Source organism: Phaeovulum sp. W22_SRMD_FR3 (assembly GCF_052113705.1).
In the GTDB taxonomy this organism is placed as follows: Bacteria; Pseudomonadota; Alphaproteobacteria; order Rhodobacterales; family Rhodobacteraceae; genus JBGQOG01.
The window spans coordinates 94,917-117,148 of record NZ_JBGQOG010000011.1; the positions used below are offsets into that span (position 1 = coordinate 94,917).

21 protein-coding genes are annotated in these 22,232 nt (G+C 65.3%); 13 read left to right on the forward strand and 8 right to left on the reverse strand.

From position 1 onward, the window contains the following. The gene (locus ACEN2S_RS14710; RefSeq protein WP_441867046.1) at nucleotides 1-849 is read left to right on the forward strand and encodes a fumarylacetoacetate hydrolase family protein; all 849 of its coding nucleotides are present in this window, start codon (nucleotides 1-3) and stop codon (nucleotides 847-849) included. A 38-nt stretch (nucleotides 850-887) separates the two neighbouring features. Further along, the gene (locus tag ACEN2S_RS14715) at nucleotides 888-1,676 is read left to right on the forward strand and encodes a DNA-binding transcriptional regulator (RefSeq protein ID WP_441867048.1); all 789 of its coding nucleotides are present in this window, start codon (nucleotides 888-890) and stop codon (nucleotides 1,674-1,676) included. Here ACEN2S_RS14715 and ACEN2S_RS14720 read toward each other — a convergent pair. After that, a complete protein-coding gene (locus ACEN2S_RS14720) occupies nucleotides 1,673-2,209 on the reverse strand; it encodes a carboxymuconolactone decarboxylase family protein (RefSeq protein WP_441867051.1) in 537 nt (178 codons plus the stop codon). The two genes, ACEN2S_RS14715 and ACEN2S_RS14720, sit on opposite strands and share 4 nt — an antisense overlap. Before the next feature lie 266 nt (nucleotides 2,210-2,475). Continuing rightward, entirely contained in the window at nucleotides 2,476-4,356 is a 1,881-nt protein-coding gene (locus ACEN2S_RS14725; RefSeq protein ID WP_441867054.1) for a sigma-54-dependent Fis family transcriptional regulator, read from the reverse strand. Between the two features lie 254 nt (nucleotides 4,357-4,610). Here ACEN2S_RS14725 and ACEN2S_RS14730 point away from each other — a divergent pair, with 254 nt between their 5' ends. Both ACEN2S_RS14730 and ACEN2S_RS14735 read left to right on the forward strand, forming a co-directional pair. Then, on the forward strand, nucleotides 4,611-5,681 hold the full coding sequence (locus tag ACEN2S_RS14730; RefSeq protein ID WP_441867057.1) for a 2,3-butanediol dehydrogenase: 1,071 nt from the start codon (nucleotides 4,611-4,613) through the stop codon (nucleotides 5,679-5,681). Nucleotides 5,682-5,755: 74 nt separating this feature from the next. Further along, the gene (locus ACEN2S_RS14735) at nucleotides 5,756-7,558 is read left to right on the forward strand and encodes a flavin-containing monooxygenase (RefSeq protein WP_441867060.1); all 1,803 of its coding nucleotides are present in this window, start codon (nucleotides 5,756-5,758) and stop codon (nucleotides 7,556-7,558) included. 129 nt (nucleotides 7,559-7,687) lie between these two features. On the opposite strand, the gene ACEN2S_RS14740 is transcribed toward ACEN2S_RS14735, so the two are convergent. The 3 genes from ACEN2S_RS14740 to ACEN2S_RS14750 all read right to left on the reverse strand — a co-directional run bounded on the left by ACEN2S_RS14740 (nucleotide 7,688) and on the right by ACEN2S_RS14750 (nucleotide 10,134). Continuing rightward, a complete protein-coding gene (locus tag ACEN2S_RS14740) occupies nucleotides 7,688-8,275 on the reverse strand; it encodes a DUF1190 domain-containing protein (protein WP_441867063.1) in 588 nt (195 codons plus the stop codon). 13 nt (nucleotides 8,276-8,288) lie between these two features. Next, a complete protein-coding gene (locus ACEN2S_RS14745; RefSeq protein ID WP_441867066.1) occupies nucleotides 8,289-9,515 on the reverse strand; it encodes a glutathionylspermidine synthase family protein in 1,227 nt (408 codons plus the stop codon). A 148-nt stretch (nucleotides 9,516-9,663) separates the two neighbouring features. Then, nucleotides 9,664-10,134: a MarR family winged helix-turn-helix transcriptional regulator gene (locus ACEN2S_RS14750; RefSeq protein WP_441867069.1), complete on the reverse strand. Its 471-nt coding sequence runs from the start codon at nucleotides 10,132-10,134 to the stop codon at nucleotides 9,664-9,666. Nucleotides 10,135-10,435: 301 nt separating this feature from the next. Here ACEN2S_RS14750 and ectA point away from each other — a divergent pair, with 301 nt between their 5' ends. The 9 genes from ectA to ehuA all read left to right on the forward strand — a co-directional run bounded on the left by ectA (nucleotide 10,436) and on the right by ehuA (nucleotide 18,490). Beyond that, nucleotides 10,436-11,026 carry a diaminobutyrate acetyltransferase gene (gene ectA, locus ACEN2S_RS14755; RefSeq protein ID WP_441867072.1) on the forward strand — a complete coding sequence of 197 codons (591 nt, stop codon included), beginning with the start codon at nucleotides 10,436-10,438 and terminating at the stop codon, nucleotides 11,024-11,026. A gap of 25 nt (nucleotides 11,027-11,051) precedes the next feature. Continuing rightward, nucleotides 11,052-12,332 carry a diaminobutyrate--2-oxoglutarate transaminase gene (gene ectB / locus ACEN2S_RS14760; RefSeq protein ID WP_441867075.1) on the forward strand — a complete coding sequence of 427 codons (1,281 nt, stop codon included), beginning with the start codon at nucleotides 11,052-11,054 and terminating at the stop codon, nucleotides 12,330-12,332. A 10-nt stretch (nucleotides 12,333-12,342) separates the two neighbouring features. Beyond that, on the forward strand, nucleotides 12,343-12,753 hold the full coding sequence (locus ACEN2S_RS14765; protein ID WP_441867077.1) for an ectoine synthase: 411 nt from the start codon (nucleotides 12,343-12,345) through the stop codon (nucleotides 12,751-12,753). 19 nt (nucleotides 12,754-12,772) lie between these two features. Beyond that, nucleotides 12,773-13,711 carry an ectoine hydroxylase gene (gene thpD, locus ACEN2S_RS14770; RefSeq protein WP_441867080.1) on the forward strand — a complete coding sequence of 313 codons (939 nt, stop codon included), beginning with the start codon at nucleotides 12,773-12,775 and terminating at the stop codon, nucleotides 13,709-13,711. 63 nt (nucleotides 13,712-13,774) lie between these two features. Continuing rightward, nucleotides 13,775-15,346 (forward strand): aspartate kinase, encoded by a 1,572-nt coding sequence (locus ACEN2S_RS14775; RefSeq protein ID WP_441867083.1) that lies wholly within the window; start codon nucleotides 13,775-13,777, stop codon nucleotides 15,344-15,346. Nucleotides 15,347-15,369: 23 nt separating this feature from the next. Further along, nucleotides 15,370-16,233: an ectoine/hydroxyectoine ABC transporter substrate-binding protein EhuB gene (gene ehuB / locus ACEN2S_RS14780; RefSeq protein WP_441867086.1), complete on the forward strand. Its 864-nt coding sequence runs from the start codon at nucleotides 15,370-15,372 to the stop codon at nucleotides 16,231-16,233. Between the two features lie 77 nt (nucleotides 16,234-16,310). After that, nucleotides 16,311-16,982 carry an ectoine/hydroxyectoine ABC transporter permease subunit EhuC gene (gene ehuC, locus ACEN2S_RS14785; RefSeq protein WP_441867089.1) on the forward strand — a complete coding sequence of 224 codons (672 nt, stop codon included), beginning with the start codon at nucleotides 16,311-16,313 and terminating at the stop codon, nucleotides 16,980-16,982. Between the two features lie 3 nt (nucleotides 16,983-16,985). Further along, nucleotides 16,986-17,678 carry an ectoine/hydroxyectoine ABC transporter permease subunit EhuD gene (ehuD, locus tag ACEN2S_RS14790; protein ID WP_441867092.1) on the forward strand — a complete coding sequence of 231 codons (693 nt, stop codon included), beginning with the start codon at nucleotides 16,986-16,988 and terminating at the stop codon, nucleotides 17,676-17,678. After that, complete coding sequence (gene ehuA / locus ACEN2S_RS14795; protein ID WP_441867096.1) at nucleotides 17,675-18,490, forward strand: ectoine/hydroxyectoine ABC transporter ATP-binding protein EhuA; 816 nt, start codon at nucleotides 17,675-17,677, stop codon at nucleotides 18,488-18,490. The genes ehuD and ehuA overlap by 4 nt, the downstream gene beginning before the upstream one ends. A 117-nt stretch (nucleotides 18,491-18,607) precedes the next feature. On the opposite strand, the gene pxpB is transcribed toward ehuA, so the two are convergent. The 3 genes from pxpB to ACEN2S_RS14810 form a co-directional block, all read right to left on the reverse strand. Next, complete coding sequence (gene pxpB / locus ACEN2S_RS14800; protein ID WP_441867099.1) at nucleotides 18,608-19,351, reverse strand: 5-oxoprolinase subunit PxpB; 744 nt, start codon at nucleotides 19,349-19,351, stop codon at nucleotides 18,608-18,610. 182 nt (nucleotides 19,352-19,533) lie between these two features. Continuing rightward, nucleotides 19,534-20,496 carry an NAD(P)-dependent oxidoreductase gene (locus tag ACEN2S_RS14805; protein ID WP_441867102.1) on the reverse strand — a complete coding sequence of 321 codons (963 nt, stop codon included), beginning with the start codon at nucleotides 20,494-20,496 and terminating at the stop codon, nucleotides 19,534-19,536. 289 nt (nucleotides 20,497-20,785) lie between these two features. Continuing rightward, complete coding sequence (locus ACEN2S_RS14810; protein WP_441867104.1) at nucleotides 20,786-21,889, reverse strand: biotin-dependent carboxyltransferase family protein; 1,104 nt, start codon at nucleotides 21,887-21,889, stop codon at nucleotides 20,786-20,788. Between the last annotated feature and the right edge of the window lie 343 nt (nucleotides 21,890-22,232).

A 22,232-nucleotide genomic window follows, 5' to 3' on the forward strand; every position in this document is an offset into this window, starting at 1 on the left:
ATGAAACTTTGTTCCTTCACCCATAATGGCCGCCCCGGCTATGGCATCGTCACCGACAATGAGACGGGCATCATCGATCTTGGCGCACGTCTGCCCGAGGCCACGCTGCGCGACTTTCTCGCGGCGGGCGATCCTGGCCGGGCGGCAGCGCTCGCCGGATCCGCGGCGGATCATGCGATGGAGGCCGTGACCCTCGCGCCGGTCATCCCCAATCCCGACAAGATCATCTGTGTGGGGTTGAACTATCACGACCATATTCAGGAAACCGGCCGCGAAGAGACCGTCTATCCGGTGCTGTTCGCGCGCTATGCGGGCAGCCAGACCGGCCATGGCGCCGATCTGGTGATCCCGCGCGAAAGCACCATGTTCGACTATGAGGGCGAGCTGGCGGTGATCATCGGCAAGGCCGGGCGGCGGATTTCCGAGGCGGACGCGCTGGCGCATGTGGCGGGCTATGCCTGCTACAATGATGCCTCGGTGCGTGACTGGCAAAAGCACACGCATCAGTTCATGCCGGGCAAGACCTTTGCCGATACCGGCGCCTTCGGCCCTTGGATGGTGAGTGCCGATAAGATCCCGGACCCCACCAGACTGCATCTGCAAACCCGGCTGAACGGCACGGTGGTGCAAGACACGGACCTGTCGATGCTGATCTCCTCGATCCCGCGGCTGATCGCCTATTGCTCGACGATCCTGCCGCTGTTGCCGGGGGATGTGATCGTGTCGGGCACCCCCGGCGGGGTGGGCGCGCGCCGCAACCCGCCGCTGTGGATGCGCGACGGTGATCTCTGCGAGGTGGAAATTTCCGGGATCGGCACCTTGGCAAACCCCGTGCGCGCCGAGGCATGAGGCTGTCGCCCGGTGACCGCCTGTGCCAGAGTGACGGCATGACAGAGCGCGCCGGCCCCCCGCAAAAATCAGATTCCGTGCGTGCCCTCACGCGCGGTCTCGCCATCTTGCGGCATGTGAATGCGGTGGGCGAGGCGCGGCCGGGCGAAATTGCCCGCGCCCTCAGCCTGCCGCGCCCGACCGTCTATCGTCTGCTCGAAACGCTGGAAGAGGCAGGCTATGTGGTGTTTTCCGGCAGCGCCAATCTGGTGCGGGTGACGCGGCTCGCGGCCTCGCTGGGCGATGGCTCGGCGCAGACCACCGAACTCTGTCAGGCGGCGACGCCGCTCTTTGCCGAATACGGCGCGCGGCTGGTCTGGCCGCTCGACCTGACGGTCTATGACAATGCGGCCATGGTCATTCAGGAAACCACGCATGGCCGCTCCCCCCTCTCTATTGACCGTGCGATGATCGGCTACCGGCTGCCGGTGTTGCGCACCTCGGCGGGCCGGGCCTATCTGGCATTTTGCCCCGAAGAGGAGCGGGCGCTGATCATTGCGCATCTGCGGCGCCTGGGCGATCCGGCGGACATGCCGTTTCTGGAGCCCCTGCGTCTGCAGCGGATGCTGGACGAGACCCGCGCCCGGGGCGTTGCGCTGCGCGATGCGGGCGAGTTCCGGCCGCAGACCGCCTCGATTGCGGTGCCCGTTTGCCTGCAGGGCAATGTGCTTGGCTGTGTCTCGATGATCTGGATCCGCACGGCGATGTCGGCCAGCAAGGCGCTGGACAGTTTCGCGGCACCATTGGGCGAGATTGCCGCGCGGCTTGAGCAAAGGCTTGCCGCCTAAAGCGGCTGCGCCGCCATTTCCGCCGCGATGGCGTCGTCGAGCGGCGTCTCATAGGTCATCAGCAGATGGCCGAGCACCGTGTAAAACCCCACGGTCGCTATCAGATCAATCACCGCAGGACGGCCCAGTGCCGCCGCCAGCTCCGCCTCAAGGGCGGGGGGCAGGCGCCGGTGGTCAAAAAGTGCGTCAACGCCGCGCGCGATCAGCCCGTCCTCGCCCTCCGGATCGCCGCCCATCGCCGCGATGCGGGCATCGCTGAACCCCAGGGCGCGCGCCCGGCTGACGTGATGCGCCCATTCATAGGCGGAGCCCATCCGATGCGCGGCGCGCAGGATCACCACTTCCGAGCGCGCGGCTCCGAGCGCCGTGTCGCGCACGATATGCTGGCGCAGCGGTGCCCAGGCCCGCAGCAGGTCTGGGTGATGCGCCATCGTGCGATAGACATTCAGGGCGCCGGCAAAGCCATTGCGCAGGTCTGCGATGCTCTCGGGCCATTCCGCGTCGGGCAGGGGCGGGCAGGGGCTTTGGGTCATCAGGGTCTCCTTCGGGATCGGATCGGACAACAGAGCGGGCGCCGCCGACAGGGCCAAACTGGCCGCGTCCGCGGTGCGGACATCGGCGCTTCGGGCTGTGCCCGCGGGCACTATGCCGTTTGCGCTGCGGCAATGCCACCGGGCACGGCCAGGGTGTTCTATCGTGTTGTGTCGTGTTGTGCCTGACCGGGCCGCTACCGTCAGCAGAGAGCCAATCGGCAGAGAGCCAATCGGCGGAGGGCCGGTCCGGGCAGGGGCGCGAAGGCCTAATGGCCTTGCTGCAGCGAGAACCGCTTGATGTTGCGGTGAATGGTGGAGCGGTTGACGCCCATGCGCCGCGCGGTTTCCGAGATATTCCAGCCCGTCTCCTGCAGATGACGCGCCAGAATAACCGCCTGAACGCTCTCACTGGGGGCGGCCGTGCGCGACAGATGGTCCGGGAAATCGCGCAGGCTCAACACGGCACATTCACCGGAGGCGTTTTGACCACAGGCCGCCGCCACGGATTGGGCCAACTGGGTCATCTCATGCAGATTTCCGGCCCAGCGGTGCGCGGCCAGCAGGGTGACCACGTCGGAATCAAAGATGACGCGCTGGCCGAGGCTGGCGGCGAAAATCTGATCCGCGAGCGTCAGGAGATCGCGGCGCTGGCGCAGCGGCGGCAGCACCAGCCGCGCGCCCAGGAGCCGGGCATGGAGGTCGCGGCGCAGGCGGCCCTCGGCCACCGCCGTCTCGGGATTGCCTGTGATGGTGGCGATGACCCGGGCTTGCGACCGCCGCTCGCGGATGGCGCCGACGGGGCGATAGCTGCCCTCGGTCAGATATTTGACCAGCCCCGCCTGCAGGCGCAACGGCAGCTCATCAATATTGTCGACCACCAGCGTGCCGCCGCTGGCGCTGTCCAGCAGGCCCGGCTCAAACCGGCGCTTCTCCTCGCGGCCAAACATGATGGCGGCCTCTGCCTCGGTCAGGCTTTCGCAGGGCACGGTCAGGCAGGGGCCGCGCCCGCCGATGGCATGAATGGCGCGGGCGAGGGTGCTTTTGCCGCTGCCGGTTTCGCTCTCGATCAGCATCGGATTTTGCCGCTGCGCCAACAGCGCCGCCTGTTGGAGCAGGGCTGTCATCGCCGGATCATCCCCGGCCAGCCTGCGCAATTCATCGGGCATCCGGCGCGGCGCGCTGAAGCGCGGGGCGGGCGCGCGGCGCGGCTCGATCGCATGGGCAAAGAGGCGATAGCCGTCCCGCGTCTCGATCAGGCGGTCGCGGGCGGCGGCCTGCCGGGTCAGCCCCTCAAACATCGTCAGATCAAGGTCGAACACCTCAGAGACATGCCGCCCGAGCAGATCACCGGGGCGGCGCCAGTCCACGCCAAGGGTGCGCGCCATAAGCCGCGCCGCGCCATTCGTCATCGAAATGACATGCCCGCCCGCATCCAGCGACAGCGCGGCCTCAGGATCGACATCCAGAAAATCGGGCGAGCCTGCCAGCCGCAGCACCCAGTCGCGGCGGCTTTCAGCCATGATATTCGCCATTTCGATGCGCCGGGCGGTCTGCTGCACCAGATTGAGCGCCAGATACTGGCTTTCGCGCGGCCGGGGCGGGCACAAGAGGGAAATGTCGAGCACCGCGCTCAGCTGGCCGCTGGTGTCATAGATCGGGGCGGCGGTGCAGGAGAGCGCGCCATGCGTCACATCGAAATGATCGCTTTGATGGATGATCAGCGGCTCTCCTGCCTCAATGCAGGCCCCGACGGCGCAGGTGCCCGCCCGAGACTCTGACCATTCCGCTCCGATGAACAGCCCGCTTTTGCGCAAAGCCTCCTTGTTGACCGCATCCCCCAGATATTCCACCGTGACCCCGGCGGCATCCGACAGCAGCAGCACATAGTTCTGCCCCGCCACCAGTTTGTAGAGGTTGTCGATCCCCGAACGGGCAATCGAGATCAGCTCCTCCGAGCGTTCCCGGTGCACCCGCAGCTGCCGGTCGGGGACGATATAGGCCTCGGCCCGGGTGCTCGGATCAAGCCCGTGCTTTTCGAGGCAGCGCAGCCAGCTTTCCACAACGATCGGGTCACGGGCGCTGTCGGGGCGGGCATCGCGCTGCGCGAGCGCGGCGATTTCCTCCAGATGCTCACTATCGGCTTGCATGGTGCCCTCCGCTGTCCTGCCCGCTGGGGGAGAGCCTAGCCCAGATAGGGCCCGGGCAGAACCGGGCTGTCTGCGTGGTGCAGCGTGATTGCTGCAACGCAGCAGAAGTGTTGCGCCGCCGTGCAACAGGTTGCGCAGAGCTGCGGCAGGGCGGGCGGATAAGCCCTTGAAATCGTGCCCTGTGAAAAGGCGGCTTTGGCGCGGCGGGCGGGGCGCGCCACCGTGGTCTTCGGAATGATGAGGAGGAGAGCGAATTGAAAGCGTTGCGTTTCCACGCTGCAAAGGATCTGCGGATCGACGATATCGAGGCGATTCCCGCCCCCGGACCGGGGCAGGTCGCCATCAAGAACCGCTATGTCGGCATCTGCGGCACCGATCTGCATGAATATGCCTATGGGCCGATTTTCATACCCTCAGAGCCGCATCCCTTCACCCAGGCGGTGTTGCCGCAGGTGTTGGGCCATGAGTTTGGCGGCACCGTCACGGCGGTGGGCGCGGGGGTCAGCCATGTGAAAGTGGGCGACCGTGTCTCGGTGCAGCCGCTGATCATGCCGCGCAGCGGTGATTACTACGCCGACCGCGGCCTGTTTCATCTGAGCGAAGAGCTGGCGTTGGCCGGGCTGAGCTGGATCTCGGGCGGGATGGCTGAGGGCGCGCTGCTGAACGACTATAACGTCGTCAAGATCCCCGATAAAATGAGTGACGAAGAGGCGGCCCTGGTCGAACCGACAGCGGTGGCCGTTTACGCCTGTGACCGCGGGCAGGTGCATGCGGGGCAGTCGGTTCTGGTGACAGGTGCCGGCCCCATCGGAATGCTGACCCTGCTGGCCGCCAAAGCCTTTGGCGCGACCAAGCTCTTTGTGTCAGATCTGAACGACACAAGGCTGGCCCTCGCGCGCGAGATCCTGCCCGAGGTGATCACCCTCAACCCCAAACGCGACGACATTGGCGCGGCGATCCGGGCGGCGACCGAGGGTGGCGTGGGCTGTGATGTGGCGCTGGAATGCGTCGGCAATGAAAAGGCGCTGCAAAGCTGCCTTGAGGCGGTGCGCAAGCAGGGCACGATCGTGCAGGTGGGACTGCACCCTGGCAACAGCGGCCTGCACTGGCACACGGTCACCTTCAAGGATGTCGATATTCGCGGCTCCTGGGCCTATCCGACGCATCTGTGGCCGCGGGTGATTGACCTGATCGCCTCCGGCGCGATCCCGGCGATGAAGGTCGTGACCAAGAAAATCCGTCTGGAGGAGGCAGTGTCAGAAGGTTTCGACGTGCTCCTCGATCCGGCGGGAACGCAGCTGAAGATCTTGATTGATCTGACCTGATCCGATGCCGCGCCGCATCGCCCGGGGAGGGGCGCGCGGCGCGGTTTGACCCCAAAAGCATTCGGGAGGAAACCATGCTTGATTCAACCCCACAGGGCGCACTGGCAGCGCTTGTTGCCGATCTGGAACGGGCGCTGATCGCGCAAAATGCGCAGGCCGTTTCTGAACTTTTTCTGGAAACCGGCTTCTGGCGCGATCTTGCGGCCTTTACCTGGAACCTGAAAACCAGCGAAGGCCGCGCGGAAATCGGCGCCATGGCCGCGGCGCAATTGCCCAAAATCGTGCCTTCGGCGCTGATGCTCGATCCTGCGGAAGAGGTCGGCCATGCCGATGGCGTCACCGAAGGCTGGCTGGTGCTTGAGACCAAGGCCGGGCGTGGCATTGGCTATATCCGCATGAAGGAGGGCAAGATCTGGACGCTGCTCACCACCCTGCATGAACTGAAGGGCCATGAGGAGCCGCGCAAGTTGCGCCGCCCGATGGGGGCCGAACATGGCCACGATCCCCAGCGCAAAACCTGGAAGGAAAAGCGCACCGAAGAGGCCGAGCGTCTGGGCTATACTGATCAGCCCTATGTGCTGGTGATCGGCGGCGGGCAGGGCGGCATCGCGCTGTCGGCCCGGCTGCGCCAGCTAGGGGTGCCGACCATCGTCGTGGACAAACATCCGCGCCCGGGTGACCAATGGCGCAACCGCTACAAATCGCTCTGCCTGCACGATCCGGTCTGGTACGACCACCTGCCCTATCTGCCGTTTCCCGACAACTGGCCGGTCTTTGCCCCGAAAGACAAGGTGGGCGATTGGCTGGAGATGTACACCAAGGTGATGGAGCTGAACTATTGGTCCTCGACCTCGGCGAAATCGGCAACATACGATGAGGCTAAGGGCGAATGGACCGTGGTGCTGGACCGCGACGGGCAAGATGTGGTGATGCACCCCAAACAGCTGGTGCTGGCGACGGGGATGTCGGGCAAGGCCTTTGTGCCCAGCTTCAAAGGGCAGGATATCTTTCAGGGCGAGCAGCAGCATTCCAGCCAGCACCCCGGCCCGGATGCCTATCGCGGCAAGAAGGTGGTGGTGATCGGTGCCAATAACTCGGCACATGACATTTGCGCGGCGCTTTGGGAACATGGCGCGGATGTCACCATGGTGCAGCGCTCCTCGACCCATATCGTGAAATCCGACAGCCTGATGGATCTGGCGCTTGGCGGGCTATATTCCGAACAGGCGGTGGCCAACGGGATCACCACCGACAAGGCCGATATGATCTTTGCCTCGATCCCCTACAAGATCATGGCCGATTTCCATGTGCCTGTGTACGACCAGATCAAGGAACGCGACAAAGACTTCTATGCCGCGCTGGAAAAGGCCGGGTTCATGCTGGATTTCGGCGATGACGAGAGCGGCCTGTTCATGAAATACCTGCGCCGTGGCTCGGGCTATTACATCGACGTGGGCGCCTGCGATCTGGTGATCGACGGCTCGATCAAGCTGCAATCGGGCAAGGGGATCAGCCATTTCACCGCCCGTTCGGTGGTGCTGGACGATGGCACCGATCTGCCCGCAGATCTTGTGGTCTATGCGACGGGCTATGGCTCGATGAACGGCTGGGCGGCGGATCTGATCAGCCAGGACGTGGCGGATAAGGTGGGAAAATGCTGGGGCCTCGGCTCTGACACCACCAAGGACCCCGGCCCTTGGGAGGGGGAAGAGCGCAACATGTGGAAGCCGACGATGCAGGAGGGGCTGTGGTTCCACGGCGGCAACCTGCACCAGTCACGGCATTACTCGCGGTATCTCTCGCTGCAACTCAAGGCGCGGTATGAGGGGCTGGAGACGCCGGTCTGGGGGCTGGAGCCGCCGCACCACCTGAGCTGACCGAAACCCGAACCACATCCCTGCGCCGCCCTCCCGTCGGGGGGGCGGCGCATCCATGGGCGGCGATCGCATGTCCCCGGCGCGGGGCGAAGTCCGGCATGCGGGGGTCGCTTTGCCCCGGGGCAGCGTTCAGCCGCCGACGCTGCTGCGCGAACCGGCGCTGCTGCCAAAGCCCCCGCGCGAGGCGGCGGTGGCACGAGTCATCGGCGGTTTGCCCACCGTCGCCGCCGGACGGGCAAAGAGACCGCTGCTCATCTTGCCCTTGCCGCTGTTCGACGACAGGGTGCTGCTGCCGGTTGCATTGGTGAATTTGCCATCCGGCGTGCGGTAGAGCGGCTGCGATGCTGCCATGCCACCGCGCCCGCCCAGCATATTGCCGATCAGATAGCCCGCCAGCAGCGGCATGAAGATGCTGCCCGACCCCTGCTGATTGCCCACCTGTTGTTCTTCCGAGCCGCAGGCCCCGGCGCCATGCTGCTCTTCGCAGACGGCAAGGCTGTCATAGCGCGGTGCGGATTCCACATGCAGCGCCTGCGCGTCGGCAAAGGCCGCGTCACATTCGGCGGCGGACATCAGCCCGCTGCGGCTGGCTTCGGCCTTGCAGCTTTGCAGATCCGGGAAGGCTTCGGCCTCGACGCTGTCGTCCTTGCACCCGGCCAACGCAAAGGCAGCGGCCCCCAGAATGCTCAGCGCGACGGTTCTTGAACGATGTCTCATCAGGTGCTCCCCCTCAATTCCGGATAAAATGCGGTTTGAACCGCGACAGATCTTGCGTGATGCGGCTGCGGTCTTCGCGCATGCCGATCCCGGCGCAGTCCTCACCGATGATCCAGGCCCCGACGACCGGGCGAAAGCCGTCAAATACCGGCAGCGGCGCATAGGCCTGCAGGATCTGCGGATGCGCTGCGTAATCGTCGCGCGGGGCGGTCTCGGTCAACTGGCCATTCTCGATGATCGAGACCGAGGCCCCCTCGCGCGAGAACAATGGCTTGCGCACCCGCCCGGCGATCAGCGCCCCTTCCGCACGGCCAAAGGCCTCGGCCACGGCGGGGGCGGCGGGACCGCGCCCGGCAAGCGCTTCGGCGATATCCGCCTCAAAGAACGCGGGCAGGAGGTTGGGGTGGCCCTCGAACATCTGCCAGAGCACCGGCAAAAGCCCCTTGTTCGACACCAGCGCCTTCCAGGCGGGTTCCAGCATCATGCAGCCCGCGCTGCGCAAATGCTGCGCATAGTCGTCGCGCAGCAGATCCTCCCAGGGGTAGAGTTTGAACAAAAGGCCGATCACCCGGTCTTCGGCATCCAGAAACTGCCCCGCATCGCTGATCCCGATCTTGTCGAGATCGGTGTAATGCGCGCCGAGATCCGCCTCACGCGCGGCCCAGCCCATGCATTCGACGGTGGCGTAATCCTCCGGATTGCCCGCGGCGGCGGCGAAATGCAGATCGGTGCCCGGCGCGAACAGCGCGCGGAAGCGCTCGACCAGTGCCTCATGGATGCCGTTGAACTGGTCATCGCCCGGCTGCAGCACCCCGGCCTCCAACTGCCCCTCCAGCCAGCTCCATTGGAACGAGGCGCTCTCGTAGAGCGAGGTCGGTGTGTCGGCGTTATATTCCAATAGCTTGGCCGGGCCCGTGCCATCATAGGCCAGATCAAAGCGCCCGTAGATTTCCGGGTCCCCGCGCTGCCAGCTTTCGGCAATAAGGTCCCAATGCTCGCGCGGGACCCCCATTTTCGCCATCAGCTCTTCATGCGCCAGAATTTCCGCCACCGCCGCGCGGCACATGCCATGCAATTCGGTCGCCGGTGCCTCAAGATCGTCTTCGATCTCTTGCAGGCTGAACTGATAGGCAGAGGTTTCGTCCCAATAGGGTTCGCCATGCATATCGGCAAAGGTGAAACCCAATTCGGCGGCTTCTGCCCGCCATTCCGGCCGCTCTGGCAGCGCTATTTTTTGCACGTCGTTCTGATCTCCCTAAGGTTGCTTATACATAAGGGGATCGGCGGGGGGATACCAGACAGGGCAGGGCGACTTTCGGCGCCGCAATGTCGCGGCTGTGACATTGGTCCCGCGTCGGGCCGGGGGTGGCCCGGGGGAGGGCTGCTGGTCAGGGGGCGAAGGGCAGGTCGCGCGATTGCAGCATCTCTTCCTCGGGCGAGGCGAGCATCGCCGCCACCCGCTCCAGCGAGGCGATCAGCATCATCTGTTCCCAATCGGGCAAGACGCTGAATTTTCGGTGAAACTGCGCATGCGCCCCATCGGGCGCGATCGCCAGAAACTCTTGGCCCTTGGCCGTCAGCGAGAGCCAGGATTGCCGCCGGTCCTGCTCGCCACGCCGCCGCTGCACCACGCCCTGCGCCTCTAGCTTGTGGATCAGCACGGTGGCCGTGGCCTGGGTGATGCCCATGCGTGCCGCAATGTATCCGGCGGTCTGCTCGCCCGCCTCTTGCAGCAGGTGCATGAAGATCAATTGCGAGGGCGTCAGCCCGGTTTCGCGCATCAGTTCTTTGCCGTGCAGCTCGGTGCTGCGCAGGATCCGGCGCATGGCGGTCAGGGCAAGCTTGGTCCGGTCTTCCATCGCACGAATCCGTTGGGAAAATTTACTTAGCTTTTCTTGTAGAGTGTCGCGGAGAATTTGGAAATTACCATTGTGTTGATCCAAATCCCCAACAAATTCCTACGCTAAAACTAAGTATTTTTCAAGCATATAGGGCAATATATTTTCCCGCTCATTTGCATTTATCCAATTATTTTCAATGATTTAATGGGGTATTCGCGGGGGAGACCAAGGCGGTCGCTTCGGCAAAAGTCAGACGCTAGGGTTGATGTTTAGTGCAAACTAAGCAATATTGCCGCAACCAAAGAGTTTCGGAGTGCCCATGCAACACAACCCAAGCCTGCGGAAATTGTCGATTGCCGCGCAAGATGTGGCCCTGCGCGCGCCGCGCGCGGAAGACGGCGCCGAGATTGCGCGCCTCGTGCGGGCGTCCGGCGCGCTGGATGCCAATTCGCTCTACTGCAACTTGCTGCAAAGCACGCATTTCGCAGGCACCTGCGTTCTGGCCGAGCGCGGGGGCGCGCTCCTGGGCTGGGTCTCGGGCTATGTGCCGCCGATGCAGCCCGACACGCTCTTTGTCTGGCAGATCTGCACCAGCCCCGAGGCCCGGGGTCTGGGTCTGGCGCAAGCGATGATCGCCGAGCTGTTGGGCCGCCCAGCGTTGTCCGGCATCCGGCATCTCGAATGCAGCATCACCCGCGAGAACACCGCCTCCTGGCGCTTTTTCGAGAGCGTCGCCCGGCGTCTCAACGCCCCCATGCGCTCCCAGGAATGGCTGGACCGTGACCGGCATCTGGACGGAAGCCATGCCAGCGAGCGCCGGGTGATCCTTGGGCCATTCGCGGCGCAGGCCCTTCCTGCGACCGCCGCCGCCACTTCATTTGAAAAGGTCCCGCATCCGCAGGATGCCTGACCGCAAGACCTATTGGGAGTTTTCCATGAACAAGCCGATCAACAGCACCGCCTTCACCCGCGTCGAGAGCCAGGTTCGTTCCTATTCGCGCAGCTTTCCGCGTCTGTTTGACCGCGCCACCGGCGCCACGATCCACGGCACCGATGGCCGCGAATATACCGATTTCCTCGCGGGCTGCTCCTCGCTGAACTATGGCCATAACGACCCGGATCTGAAGGCGGCCTTGCTCGCCTACATCAGCCGCGATGGCATTGCGCATGGGCTGGACATGTTCACCGATGCCAAGGAAAAATTCCTCAGCGCGTTCGAGCGTCACATCCTCAAGCCGCGCGACATGCGCTACCGGCTGCAGTTCACCGGCCCCACCGGGGCGAATGCGGTTGAGGCGGCGATGAAACTCGCGCGCAAGGTGACGGGCCGCAGCAATGTGATTTCCTTCACCAACGGCTTTCACGGTGTCACCTTGGGTGCCCTCGCCGCGACCGGCAATGGCAAGCACCGCGCCGGTGCTGCCATCCCGCTGAACGGCGTCACCCGCGCGGCCTATGATGGCTATTACGGCACCGAGATCGACACCGCTGAACTCTTGGCGCAGCAACTGGCCGACCCCTCGGGCGGCATTGACGCCCCGGCTGCGATCATCGTCGAAACCGTGCAGGGCGAGGGCGGTCTGAACGCGGCCTCCCCCGAATGGCTGCGCCGGATCGAGAGCATCGCGCGTGACCATGGCGCGCTGTTCATCATCGACGATATTCAGGCGGGCTGTGGCCGCACCGGCGGCTTCTTCAGCTTTGAGGGGATGGGCCTTTCGCCCGACATCATCACCATGGCGAAATCGCTCTCGGGGATGGGTCTGCCGCTGGCGCTGACGCTGATGAAGCCCGAGCATGACATCTGGTCGCCCGCCGAGCACAACGGCACCTTCCGCGGCAACAACCATGCCTTCGTCACCGCCACGGCGACGATCGAAAAGTTCTGGGCCGATGATGAATTCGCCGAAGCTGTCGCCGAAAAGGCCGCCTTCCTTGAGGCGCGCCTGCAAGAGATCGCCGATGCGCATGGCACCACCTTGCGCGGGCGTGGCATGATGCGCGGCATCAATGCGGGCAGTGGCGAAGCCGCCGCCGCCATCTGCAAGGCCTGTTTCGACAAGGGCCTGATCATCGAAACCTCGGGCAGCCATGATGAGATCGTCAAGATCCTCGCGCCGCTGACCATTGCGCCCGCGCAATTCGCCGCCGGGCTCGACATTCTGGAAACCGCCTTCGCGCGCGAAATGGCCGCCTGGCGCACCGCAGCTGAATAAGGAGACCCCCATGATTGTTCGCGATCTGAACGACGCCCGCCAAACCAACCGTCTGGTCAATGCCGACGGCTGGGACAGCACCCGGCTTTTGCTGGCCGAAGATGGCATGGGCTTCAGCTTTCACATCACCCGCATCCATCCGGGCACCTCGCATGTGTTTCACTACAAACACCATTTCGAAAGTGTCTACTGTGTGTCCGGCACCGGGAGCATTGAGGATCTGGCCACGGGTCAGGTGCATCCGATCAAGCCCGGGGTGATCTATGCGCTGAACCTGCACGACAAGCACCGCCTGACCGCCGAGACCGAACTGGTCATGGCCTGCTCGTTCAACCCGCCGGTAACCGGGCAGGAAGTGCACCGCGCAGATGGCTCTTATGCCCCGGCCGCCGAGATCGAACCTGTTTCTGAAACCGCCTGAGACGCCGAAGGAGGATCCGATGCTGGACGCCCAGAATCAATCCGACGATTATCCGACCCGCCTGAAATCCGAGAGCTGGCTGCCGCGCAAAGACCCGGTGGTCTGGCCGCAGGAAGCCGCCGTGGCGCCTGCGGGCAAAGCGGCGCTGACCGAGGCGGAAGTGCAGAGCTTTGACCAGAACGGCTATCTGGTGCTGAAGGGTCTGTTTTCCGATGCGGAAGTGGCCGCGCTGACCGCCGAGGCGCAGCATCTGCGCACCGGCGGTGGCAATCTGCCGCCCGAAGATGTGATTGCCGAGCCCGGCAATGACGCGGCCGTGCGCACCGTCTTTCGGCTCGATGAAAACAACCGGCTCTTTGACCGTCTGGCCCGCGATGCGCGGGTGGCGGGCCGGGTGCAGCAGCTCTTGGGCGACGCGCTTTACCTGCACCAGTCGCGGCTGAACTACAAACCGGGCTTCACCGGCAAGGAATTCTACTGGCATTCGGATTTCGAGACCTGGCACGCCGAGGACGGCATGCCACGGATGCGCGCCATCTCGGCCTCGATCCTGCTCACCGACAATTCCGCGCTGAACGGGCCCTTGATGCTGATCCCCGGCTCGCACCGCCAGTTCATCGCCTGCGCGGGCGAAACGCCCGAGAACAACCATGCGCAGTCGCTGAAAAAGCAAGAGATCGGCGTGCCCTCGCAAGAGAGCCTGGCGCGGATGGCCGAGACGCATGGCATCGATTATGCCTCGGGCAAAGCGGGCACGGTGATCTTGTTTGATTGCAACGTCTTGCACGGCTCGAACGGCAATATCACGCCTTTCCCGCGCTCGAATGCCTTCTTTGTCTACAACGCCTGGTCGAACCGTTTGCGCGCGCCCTATGCCGCACCGGCACCGCGCCCGGATTTCCTGAGCAACCGGCAGCCGAAAGCGCCGATCACGCTGGAAGATGGCACCTTCGCCTGACCGGATCCGTCCTGACCATTGAACATGCCGCAGCGCCCGCCCGGGCGCTGCGCCGGGAGAACCATGACCCATACTGTTGAGAAAATCGGCGGCACCTCGATGTCGCGCACGCAAGAGCTTTTGGACACGGTGCTGATCGGCACCCGTCAGGGGGCCGCGCTCTACAACCGGATCTTTGTCGTTTCGGCCTATGCCGGGGTGACCGACGCGCTCCTGGAGCATAAAAAGTCGGGCACGCCCGGCGTCTATGCGCTGTTCACCGACCCCGGCCGGGGCAGCGACTGGCAAGAAGCGCTGGACGAGACCGGCGCGAAAATGCTGGCGCTGAACGCCGCGATCTTCACCGATCCCGAGGCCCGCGCCACAGCCGATCGTTTTCTGACCGAGCGGTTGGACGGGGTGCGCTCGTGCCTCAGTGATCTGGGGCGGCTCTGTTCCTTCGGGCATTTCCAGCTGGCGGAACACATGCTCACCCTGCGCGAAATGCTGGCTTCGCTGGGCGAGGCGCAATCGGCGTTCAACACGGCGCTGTTGCTCAACAGCCTTGGCGTCAAGGCGCGCTTTGTCGATCTGACCGGCTGGTGCGGTGGCGCGCCGCTGTCGCTGGACGAGACGATCCGCGCGGCGTTGCAGGACGTGGATCTGACGCGCGAACTGGCGATTGTCACCGGCTATGCGCAATGCCGCGAAAAGCTGATGAAGAGTTATGATCGCGGGTACAGCGAAGTTACCCTCTCGCGGATGGCCGTCGTCACCGGCGCGCGCGAGGCGGTGATCCACAAGGAATTCCACCTCTCCTCCGCCGATCCGCGGCTGGTGGGCACCGATGCCGTGCGGGTGATCGGCGAGACGAATTATGACGTGGCCGATCAGCTCTCCAACCTTGGGATGGAGGCCATCCACCCGAGTGCGGCCAAGGGCTTGCGGCAAGCGGGCATTCCGCTGCGGGTGAAAAACGCCTTTGAACCCGCGCATCAGGGCACGGTGATCCGCGCCGATCTGGCCGCCGAAGCGCCGCGCGTTGACATTGTCACCGGGCTGCGGGGCGTCTTTGCCTTTGAGTTTCACGACCCCGATATGGTTGGCGTCAAAGGCTATGATGCGGCCATCCTTGCCGCGCTCAACCGGCACAAGGTCTGGATCGTCTCCAAAGCCTCGAACGCCAATACGATCACGCATTACCTGAAAGGCGCGATGCAGGCGATCCGGCAGGCCGAGGCGGAACTGGCCGAGGCCTATCCCGCCGCCGCGATCCGGCTGCGCAAAGTGGCGCTGGTCTCGGCGATTGGCCGCGATCTGGGCGGTGCCGGGGTGCTGCGCACCACGCTGCAAACGCTGCATGCGGCAGGGATCGAGCCGCTGGGCCTGCTCGATCAGATGCGCCGCGTCGATTTGCAGGTGATCGTGGAGGATGCCGATTACGATCAGGCGATCCGGGCCTTGCATCAGGGATTGGTCGAAACCACCCCCGCCCGGGATGCCGACCGCGATGCCGCCCGGGATTCAGGCCGCGATGCCGCCTCCGCTCCGGCCGCCAAAGAGACCGCTGCCGACCCCCAATCCTCCGCGCAGACGACCGCGACCACTGCGCAACGTGCCACCCGTGCTGATCCCGTCTTGGACGCGGTGGCCTGACCCCAACCCGAAAGGAAGATCTTATGCTGTTGAACCGTACCGCGATTGCCGTGATGACCACCGCCGCTCTGGGCGCCACACTCGGCGCCCCGATGGCGGGTGCCGCGACGCTGGAAGAGATCAAGGCCAAGGGCACCATCCGCATCGCCGTGGCCAATGAAATTCCCTATGGCTATGTCGACCCGAATGGCGAGGCGATGGGCGCAGGCCCGGATGTCGCCAAAAAGATCGTGGCCGATCTTGGCATCGAGAATATCGAATGGGTGACCACCAATTTCTCGGCGCTGATCCCGGGCCTGCAGGCCGACCGTTTCGATATGGTGGCCGCCGAAATGGCGATCCTGCCCGAGCGTTGCCAGCAGGTGCTCTTCTCCAACCCCAACACCTCTTATGGCGAGGGGCTTTTGGTCGCCGCCGACAATCCCAAGGGTGTTACGGCCTATGGTGATTTCGCCAAGAACCCCGAGCTGAAAGTGGCGATCATGTCGGGCGCCGATCAGCTGGCCATGATGCAGAAACTGGGCGTGCCAGAGGAAAACCTGGTGATGATCGGCTCCAACGCCGATGCCATCTCCACCGTGTCGACGGGCCGGGCGGATGCCTATGCCGCGACCAGCCTCACCGCCTCGGGCCTTGCCTCGCAGAGTGACAAGGTGGCGGTCGTGGATGATTTCACCGACCCGGTGATCGACGGCACCCCGGCGCGCAGCTGGGGGGGCTTCACCTTTGCACAGGGCAATGAAGAGCTGCGCGATGCGGTGAACACCGCGCTGGCCGCCTATAAGGCCACGCCGGAATGGCACGACACCGTCACCGGCTATGGCTTTACCGAGGCCGATACCAAAGGCTCGACCGAGAAGACCGGCGCCGAGCTTTGCGGCAGCTGAGATAGTGCCGTTTGGTGTTTGGGCGGGGCGGGGGGATCGACCCCCGCCCCCTCGTTTCCGCTTTCAAAGGATGCGCAATGCATTGGACAGACTATCTTGGCCCGCTGTCACAAGGGGCCTGGGTCACGGTTCAGCTGACCTTCTACTCGACCCTTCTCGGGGCGGTGATGGCCTTTGCAGGCGGGATGGGGAAGCTCTCCCGCAACCCGTTGCTGCGCGGGCTGGCGGTGGTTTACGTTGAGGTTTTTCGCGGCACCTCGCTCTTGGTGCAGCTCTTTTGGCTCTATTTCGCGCTGCCGCTGGCCGGTCAGGCGATCGGGCTTGATCTGCGCATTCCGCCCGTCGTGGCGGGGGTGGCGGCGCTGGGGCTGAACATCGGGGCCTATGGCGCCGAAGTGGTGCGCGGCGCGTTGCAATCGGTCAAGCCGGGCCAGGCAGAGGCCGCGCGGGCGCTGAACTTCACGCCCCGCCAGAGCCTCTGGCGCATCGCACTGCCGCAGGCTTTGCCCGAAATGATGCCCTCCTTTGGCAATCTCGCGGTGCAAAACCTCAAGGATACGGCGCTCGTCTCGCTGATCTCGCTGGGCGATCTGACCTTCCGCGCCGAGCAGATCCGCAATTTCACCCAAGACAGCATCGGCGTCTATTCGCTGCTCTTGTTGATGTATTTCGGCATGGCGCTGGTCTTGACCGCGATCATGCGCGCCACCGAGCGGGCCGTGGGCCGCTGGCGTCCGGTGCGGAGGTAACACATGCTATTTGGGTACGAATGGGACATCTCGAGCCCCGGGGCCTTCGCGCTTTCGATCCTGCCGATCCTGCTGCGCGGGCTCTGGGTGACGGTGCAGGCAACGCTTCTGGGCTTTGTGGTGGCGCTGATCCTCGGGCTGGTGCTGGCGCTGCTCAAGGCCGCGCCGCTGCGCCTCATCCGCTGGCCTGCCGGGGTGATCACCGAGTTTCTGCGGGACACGCCGCTGCTCGCCCAGCTTTTCTTTCTCTACTACGTCCTGCCCGATTACGGGATCATCCTGCCCGCCTTCATGACGGGTGCGCTGGCTTTGGGGCTGCAATACAGCGCCTATACCTCCGAGGTCTACCGCGCCGGGCTGGAGGCGGTGGCGCGCGGCCAGCGCGAAGCGGCGCGGGCGCTGAACCTGACCGCCGCGCGGAATTTCACCCATGTCATCCTGCCCCAGGCGCTGCCCCGCATCGTGCCTGCCTTGGGCAATTATCTGGTCTCGATCATGAAAGACGTGCCGGTCCTGTCGGTGGTGACGGTACTGGAGATGCTGAATGTCGCCCGGATCATCGGCGACCGCACCTTCAACTATCTGATCCCACTCTCGATGGTGGGCGGCCTCTATCTGATCATGACCCTTATCGCCTCGGCCGGGGTGCGCGCGCTTGACCGCCACCTGCCGCAACACGGAGTGCCGCTGAAATGAGCAATCCCGTCGCTGACACTGCGAACACCACCCAGAACGCCAAACCGATTGTGAAATTCGACAAGGTCGTCAAACGCTTCGGCGATCACACCGTCCTTGACCAGCTGAGCTTTGAGGTGATGCCCGGCGAAAAGGTCTCGATCATCGGGCCGTCGGGGTCCGGCAAATCCACGGTCCTGCGCATCCTGATGACCCTGGAGGGGATCGAGGGCGGCGTCGTCTATGTCGGGGGAGAGCCTTTGTGGCATGAACCTGACGGGCCGGGTCTTAAACCCGCCTCGGAGGCGCATTTGCGCCGCATGCGCGGGCAGTTGGGGATGGTCTTCCAGTCCTTCAACCTCTTCCCGCATATGAGTGTGGTGCGCAACATCACCGAAGCGCCGGTGCAGGTGCTGGGGCTGAGCCGCGCCGAGGCCCGCGCGCGCGCGCTCGACCTGTTGGAGCTGGTGGGTCTGAGCGATCACGCCGAGAAATTCCCGCATCAGCTGTCGGGCGGGCAACAACAGCGCGTGGGGATTGCCCGGGCGCTGGCGATGCGCCCCAGCATCCTGCTGTTTGATGAACCCACCTCGGCGCTGGACCCCGAGCTGGTGGGCGAAGTGCTGACGGTGATCGGCCAACTCGCGGCGGAACATGATCTGACGATGCTGCTGGTGACGCATGAGATGCGCTTTGCCCGCGAGATTTCGGACCGTGTTCTGTTCTTCGATCAGGGCCAGATCTGTGAATCGGGTCCGCCGGAGGAACTCTTCACCGATCCACAGGAGGAACGGACGCGGGAGTTTCTGAAAACGGTGCTCGCCGCAAACTGAACGCGCAGGCCGCCATCCTGGCGGTGGCGCGCGGGTCCTGCGCCCTGACCGCCGCCGCGTCCCCCGGGGGAGGGGGGCATCCGACCGGCGTGATGACGCGCCGCAGGATGCGCTTGTTCAGCCGGTCGGTTCGCACTCGGCGCAGATCTCTCCGGCCTCGGATTGCGCGTCGAGCCTCTCCGCCTCTGCTGCCGTAACCGGATGGAAACGCAGGCTGTCACCTGCGCGGAACACGAAAGGCTCGGCGCGTCGGGGATCAAAACTGCGCAAGGGTGTCCGGCCCAGAAAACGCCAGCCACTCGGCCCCGCAAGCGCCCCCACACTGGCCTGCGCACCGCCGATGGAGATGCCGCCCGCCGGGGTCATCTGCCGCGGCACCGCAAGGCGCGGGGTGTGCAGCAGCTCCGGCAGGCCGCCGAGATAGGTGTACCCGGGGGCAAATCCGATCATATAGACCCGGTATTCCACCGAGGCATGCAGCGCGATCAGCGCCGCGGGTGTCAGCCCTTTCATCGCGGCCAGCTCATCAAGGTCAAGACCCGCCGCCGCACCGTAAAGCACGGGCACATGCCACCGCCGAGGCTGGTGCTGGCCGGGCTGCAGCCGCGTGAGCATCGCGGTCAGTTCCGCCTGCAGTGCCGCACCGCGGATGCGGCCGGGGTCATAGCACACCATCACCGAACGGTAGGTGGGCACCCATTCTGTGACGCCATCGGGGGGGGCCTGCGTCAGCAATTGATCCAGCGCAACCACCTGATCGTGAAGGCTTTCCGAGATCTGAATACCAAATTCAACCACCAGAGCGCTGTCTCCGGCGGGCAGGATGCGCGGCATGCCGGCGGCAGAGAGGGCAGGTGGCATGACGGTTCCTTGTGGCAGGGAATGCTCTTTGGGTGAGGAAGGCAGGGACAGGGTACACGCCGCGGCAGAGGGCGCAAGGGGCCGGTGGCGGAAGCTGCCCCGGATGGCGGCCCCGGATGGCGGCCCCGGACGGCGGACCCTTGGGGCGCATCAGGGTTCTGCCGGGCAAAAAGCCATGTCGCTCACGCCGATGTGGCCTGTCCGGGCCAGCCCGGCGGGCTGTTGAGGGCGGTTTCGGGGATCTGCCCCGCCAGGGCGGTCAGCACATGGCCCACGCTGCCCAGAGCAACCCGCGACAGAGCCTCACGCGTGGCGCCGCCCTGATGCGGGGTGAAGATCACCTGCGCAAAGGCGGCCAGCGGACCCTGCGGCGCCTCCGGAGAGTAGACATCGAGCGCTGCGGCCGCGATCTGACCGTTTGCGAGGGCGGCGGCCAGGGCCGCCTCGTCAACCAGCCCGGCGCGGGCGGTGTTGACGAGGATTGCCCCCGGTTTGCAGGCAGAGAGCGCCGCCGCGCCGATCAGGCCCCGCGTTTGCGGGCGCAACGGCGTGTGCAGCGAAATCAGGTCGGCTTTTGCCAGACCCTGCGTGAGATCGGTGACCCGCTCGTAGCCCTCGACCAAGGGCGCATGGGGCGAGTAGATCAGCACGCGCATGCCGAAAGCGTCGCGCAGGATGCGCCCCAGACCGGCACCAATCGTGCCCCAGCCGACGATCAACGCGGTCTTGCCGGACAGTTCAAAGGTCGGAAAGGCTTCACGGAATCCGTGTTGCCCGGCGCGGACCGCGCGGTCGCCTGCCGGGATCCGCCGGGCCGCCGCAAGCGCCAGACCCAGCGCCAGTTCCACCACCGAGCGGGCATTCGCCCCCGGCGTGTTGCACACGAGAACCCCCTGGCGTGTTGCGGCCTCCTTATCCACGGCATCATGGCCCGCGCCATGCACGACCACCACCCGCAAACGTTTGCCCGCGGCAATCGCGGCCGCCGACAGCCCGGCATCGCGGGTGATCACCGCCTCGCACGCGCCGATGCGCGGCAGGATGCTGGCGTCCGTGGGGTCGGGGCAGAGTACCGCCTCAACGCCATTGGCACGCAGCAGGGCAAGTCCATCGGCGTGAACCGGCTGAACGATCAGACATTTCATTCCCGGATGCTCCGCTTTGGTGATCTGTCTGCGGCCCGGGGATTGCCGGGCTGACAGGACGCAATCCTGAGGTGGGAGGAGGTGGAGTTGCGCGCCATCATCCGCTGTGGTTCCCGTTGCCGGAGCCCCAGCCGCAGGGCTCCCGGTCGCATCGCCCTCAGCCTTAGCGGCCGTAACCGCGCCGGGCGCAGCCCCAATGCCCGCGGACAGGCACGGTTGGGTTGCCCCGGGTGTTCACGGGGCGGTGGGTCAATGTGGAATGCGTGGCGACGGGCTTGCAGCTCTGTGCTCATGGTGCGGCTTCCGGACGGGCGCGCGCAGTGGCCGCATCGTCGGGAGGGGCGTCGAGATCGGCCAGAGATGCCGCAAAGGCCCTGCGTTGTGCGATCAGCATGTCCTCCGCGACGGCGGCGCTGATCGCGCGAAACCGGAAATGCGCGCCTGCAGGCATCTGCGCCAGACGCGGCAGATCAACCGTCGCCACCGTGGCGATTTTGGGATAGCCGCCGGTGGTTTGCCGATCCGCCATCAGGACCATCGGCTGTCCCGATCCGGGCACCTGAACCGACCCGGCCACCGTGCCGTCTGAAATGATGTCATGGCCCCGCGCCGCGGGCAGGGCGGGCCCTTCGAGCACCATGGCCATGCGGTCCCGCTTTTGCCCCACCCGATAGGGAGAGCGCAGCAGCCGCGCGACAATCTCGGGCGCGAAATGGTCCGCCTGCGGGCCGAGAACGATATGAATGGGCCCGCTCCGTCCGCGCCAGGGACGGTGCAATCGTCTGTTGCAGGCAGGGTCGTGCACCTGCGTGGTCTGCGGTGCATCTGCGCGCCGCCAAAGATCCGGTGCGGTGCCCGTGGCGTCCTGCGGTCCCGGCTCTTGCGGCTCCTGTCCCTTCGGCGCGGCGCCGCGCAGGCCAAGCGGCACAGCATCGCCCTCCGTGAGGACCCGCCCGTCAACCCCGCCAAGGCGCGTCCGCAGATGGGTCGCGCGCGCGCCCAGAACCTCGGGCGTGTCAAACCCGCCCGAGACGGCAAGATAGCCCCAGACCGTTTCCCGCATCGCCCCGATGCTCAACACCTCGCCCGCGCGGATCAGATGGCTTTGCCAGGGCGCGACCGGGCGCCCGGCGATCAGCATCTCTGTCACCGCGCCGCAGACGGCGATGCAGCGGTCGTCGTCAAAGCGAAGCGTGCCGCCGACATGGGCAAATTCCACCGCCGCCGCCGTCAGCGGATTGCCCACCAGCGCATTGGCCATCTGCAGCGCCTGCGGGTCCATGGCACCCGATCCCGAGACCCCAAAGCGCAGGAGGCCCTGCCGCCCGGCATCCTGCACCGTCATCATCAAGCCGGCCCGCAAGATATGCGCATGCTCTGTGGACCGGATCACGGTTTTCTGCCCTCAGCCCGCAGCCCAAAGGGGGAAAGGCGGCGGTTCCCCGCCCGGCTGCACCGGCGGGCGGGGGCATGGCGCAGCCATCCGGCTCTGCCGCCCGGCCAGCGGGGGCGCCCTGCAGGGCACAGTGCGGGCCCGCCGTCGCGCGCGGTGACGGCGGCCGCGGGCGGCGGGGTCTTGGTCCGGGTCTTGGCGGGCGTGATGGGTCGCATGGGGTCTCCGTCAGGGCGCAAGCGGCATCGGCACCGCCACGTCGCGCGGCCCTATTGAACGGGATGCCACCGGAAAAGCCAATGGCTCTCCGAAACGGCTTCGGTGAAATCCCTGCACCGCACAC

Excerpts from the sequence above, each read along its gene's own strand:
- ACEN2S_RS14710 (WP_441867046.1), top strand. The coding sequence starts at position 1 with ATGAAACTTTGTTCCTTCACCCATAATGGCCGCCCCGGCTATGGCATC.
- ACEN2S_RS14715 (WP_441867048.1), top strand. The coding sequence starts at position 888 with ATGACAGAGCGCGCCGGCCCCCCGCAAAAATCAGATTCCGTGCGTGCC.
- ACEN2S_RS14720 (WP_441867051.1), bottom strand. The coding sequence starts at position 2,209 with ATGACCCAAAGCCCCTGCCCGCCCCTGCCCGACGCGGAATGGCCCGAG.
- ACEN2S_RS14725 (WP_441867054.1), bottom strand. The coding sequence starts at position 4,356 with ATGCAAGCCGATAGTGAGCATCTGGAGGAAATCGCCGCGCTCGCGCAG.
- ACEN2S_RS14735 (WP_441867060.1), top strand. The coding sequence starts at position 5,756 with ATGCTTGATTCAACCCCACAGGGCGCACTGGCAGCGCTTGTTGCCGAT.
- ACEN2S_RS14740 (WP_441867063.1), bottom strand. The coding sequence starts at position 8,275 with ATGAGACATCGTTCAAGAACCGTCGCGCTGAGCATTCTGGGGGCCGCT.
- ACEN2S_RS14750 (WP_441867069.1), bottom strand. The coding sequence starts at position 10,134 with ATGGAAGACCGGACCAAGCTTGCCCTGACCGCCATGCGCCGGATCCTG.
- ectA (WP_441867072.1), top strand. The coding sequence starts at position 10,436 with ATGCAACACAACCCAAGCCTGCGGAAATTGTCGATTGCCGCGCAAGAT.
- ectB (WP_441867075.1), top strand. The coding sequence starts at position 11,052 with ATGAACAAGCCGATCAACAGCACCGCCTTCACCCGCGTCGAGAGCCAG.
- ACEN2S_RS14765 (WP_441867077.1), top strand. The coding sequence starts at position 12,343 with ATGATTGTTCGCGATCTGAACGACGCCCGCCAAACCAACCGTCTGGTC.
- thpD (WP_441867080.1), top strand. The coding sequence starts at position 12,773 with ATGCTGGACGCCCAGAATCAATCCGACGATTATCCGACCCGCCTGAAA.
- ACEN2S_RS14775 (WP_441867083.1), top strand. The coding sequence starts at position 13,775 with ATGACCCATACTGTTGAGAAAATCGGCGGCACCTCGATGTCGCGCACG.
- ehuB (WP_441867086.1), top strand. The coding sequence starts at position 15,370 with ATGCTGTTGAACCGTACCGCGATTGCCGTGATGACCACCGCCGCTCTG.
- ehuC (WP_441867089.1), top strand. The coding sequence starts at position 16,311 with ATGCATTGGACAGACTATCTTGGCCCGCTGTCACAAGGGGCCTGGGTC.
- ehuD (WP_441867092.1), top strand. The coding sequence starts at position 16,986 with ATGCTATTTGGGTACGAATGGGACATCTCGAGCCCCGGGGCCTTCGCG.
- ehuA (WP_441867096.1), top strand. The coding sequence starts at position 17,675 with ATGAGCAATCCCGTCGCTGACACTGCGAACACCACCCAGAACGCCAAA.
- pxpB (WP_441867099.1), bottom strand. The coding sequence starts at position 19,351 with ATGCCACCTGCCCTCTCTGCCGCCGGCATGCCGCGCATCCTGCCCGCC.
- ACEN2S_RS14805 (WP_441867102.1), bottom strand. The coding sequence starts at position 20,496 with ATGAAATGTCTGATCGTTCAGCCGGTTCACGCCGATGGACTTGCCCTG.